The 2,089-nt window shown below is 58.3% G+C and carries 3 protein-coding genes and 1 pseudogene; 3 read left to right on the top strand and 1 reads right to left on the bottom strand.

Annotated features, from left to right (window positions below):
• Nucleotides 1–242: 242 nt before the first annotated feature.
• Nucleotides 243–401 carry a hypothetical protein gene (locus tag BN3796_RS21100; protein WP_032670878.1) on the bottom strand — a complete coding sequence of 53 codons (159 nt, stop codon included), beginning with the start codon at nucleotides 399–401 and terminating at the stop codon, nucleotides 243–245.
• 638 nt (nucleotides 402–1,039) lie between these two features.
• Here BN3796_RS21100 and BN3796_RS01015 point away from each other — a divergent pair.
• The 3 genes and pseudogenes from BN3796_RS01015 to BN3796_RS21140 form a co-directional block, all read left to right on the top strand.
• Entirely contained in the window at nucleotides 1,040–1,363 is a 324-nt protein-coding gene (locus BN3796_RS01015; protein WP_001555769.1) for a MobC family plasmid mobilization relaxosome protein, read from the top strand.
• Nucleotides 1,302–2,027 (top strand): annotated as a pseudogene (gene mbeA, locus BN3796_RS01010) (plasmid mobilization relaxase MbeA); the annotation flags it as partial. The gene BN3796_RS01015 and the pseudogene mbeA, both read left to right, overlap by 62 nt.
• 13 nt (nucleotides 2,028–2,040) lie before the next feature.
• Nucleotides 2,041–2,089: MbeB family mobilization protein (locus tag BN3796_RS21140; RefSeq protein WP_141769569.1), on the top strand; the 49-nt coding region annotated here is incomplete at its 3' end.

The following is a 2,089-nucleotide window of genomic DNA, read 5'->3' as shown; positions in this document are numbered from 1 at the left end:
CGTTAACTCAAGTAATGTTTCCTAAGTATGTTGATAGGCAAACATAGTGGTAGTTAGTCTCTCTGAGTAAATGATCTTCTTGTGATCCTGTCGTTACAGTCGTAATCTCTTGCTCTGAAAACGAAAAAACCACCTGGGGAGGTGGTTTGATCGAAGGTTAAGTCAGTTGGGGAACTGCTTAACCAGGTAACTGGGTATACGAGACCGCAGAAACCAAAACTGTTCTTTCAGTGTAGCCTCTCTCAGGCCCATACTTCAAGACCTCTTAATTTGTCTCTCGTATACCTCCAGTTACTAATGGCTGCTGCCAGTAGCGATTTTTCGTGTCTTTCCGGGTTGGACTCAAGACGATAGTTACCGGATAAGGCGCAGCAGTCGGACTGAACGGGGGGTTCGTGCATACAGTCAATCCTGGAGCGAACTGCCTTCGCGGAACTGAGTGTCAGGCGTGGAATGAGAAACCGCGGCCATAACAGCGGAATGACACCGGTAAACCGAAAGGCAGGAATGCGGGGGAGCACGAGGGAGCCATCAGGGGGAAACGCCTGGTATCTTTAAGCCGCATCGGGTTTCGCCACCACTGATTTGAGCGTCAGATTCTGTGATGCTTGTCAGGGGGGCGGAGCCTATGGAAACCCGGCAGCGGCGCATCCTTTCTCCCCCTCCTGCATTCACGTATTTCCCCGCCACGTCTTTATCCGTGAGTCCGTACCGCTCGCCGCAGCCGAACGACCGAGCGTAGCGAGTCAGTGAGCGAGGAAGCGGAATATCCACCGGGACAGGCATCAGCCTCTTACGCACCTGAGCCTCATCTCACAGTTTTCATGACTGACTATTTCATCCCGATTCCCGTCGTGCCACCATAGTAAGCCAGTATACACTCCGCTAGCGCTACGTGACTGGTTCAGGGCTGCGCCCCGAAACCCGCTAAATGCCACTGACGCGCCTGCGGCTTGCCCAACACCGCGCCGACCGGGAAAAGATTTCCCGCCCGTCCCGGCGTTATCAGGAGGCCGGATTGGCAGACAAACGCAGCAAAATGCTCACGATGTGGGTAACAGAAGATGAGCACCGCCGTCTGCTGGAACGCTGCGACGGTAAACAGCTCGCGGCCTGGATGCGGCAGACGTGCCTGGACGAGAAGCCCGCCCGGGCCGGCAAACTTCCCTCGATCTCGCCGGCGCTGCTTCGTCAGCTTGCCGGCATGGGGAACAACCTCAACCAGATTGCCCGCCAGGTTAACGCCGGTGGCAGTAGCGGTCTCGACCGCGTGCAGGTCGTCGCCGCGCTGATGGCCATCGATGCCGGACTCGAGCGGCTGCGGCATGCCGTACTGGAAAAGGGGGCTGACGATGATCGTTAAGTTTCATCCCCGGGGACGCGGAGGCGGTGCCGGCCCGGTTGATTATCTGCTGGGGAAAGACCGCCAGCGCGACGGTGCCAGCGTTCTTCAGGGGAAGCCGGAGGAAGTCCGGGAGCTTATCGACGCCTCGCCCTACGCCAAAAAGTACACCTCCGGGGTGCTGTCCTTTGCCGAACAGGACTTACCGCCCGGGCAGCGTGAAACGCTGATGGCGAGCTTCGAGCGGGTTCTGATGCCCGGACTCGATAAAGACCAGTACAGCGTGCTGTGGGTTGAGCACCGGGACAAGGGGCGGCTGGAGCTGAACTTCCTGATCCCGAACACGGAGCTGCTGACCGGCAAACGGCTCCAGCCATACTATGACCGCGCCGACCGTCCTCGCATTGATGCCTGGCAGACCATCGTGAACGGCAGTCTGGGGCTGCACGACCCGAACGCGCCGGAAAACCGGCGGGCACTGGTCACGCCGTCCGCGCTGCCGGAAACGAAGCAGGAAGCCGCTCAGGCGATTACGCGGGGTTTACTGGCCTTAGCCTCGTCCGGGGAGCTGAAAACGCGTCAGGACGTCACTGAGGCGCTGGAAAGCGCAGGTTTTGAGGTGGTTCGCACCACAAAAAGCAGCATCAGCATTGCCGACCCGGACGGGGGGCGAAACATCCGACTGAAGGGAGCCATCTATGAACAGTCTTTTAACGCTGGCGAAGGACTTAGAGCAGAAATCGAAAG

It is taken from the genome of Pseudenterobacter timonensis, assembly GCF_900021175.1.
GTDB classification, from domain to species: domain Bacteria; phylum Pseudomonadota; class Gammaproteobacteria; order Enterobacterales; family Enterobacteriaceae; genus Enterobacter; species Enterobacter timonensis.
This window is presented reverse-complemented; position numbering and strand designations above follow the sequence as displayed.

Bases quoted from the DNA above. Each gene is read 5' to 3' on its own strand.
- BN3796_RS21100 (WP_032670878.1), bottom strand. From the start codon at position 401: ATGCACGAACCCCCCGTTCAGTCCGACTGCTGCGCCTTATCCGGTAAC.
- BN3796_RS01015 (WP_001555769.1), top strand. From the start codon at position 1,040: ATGCTCACGATGTGGGTAACAGAAGATGAGCACCGCCGTCTGCTGGAA.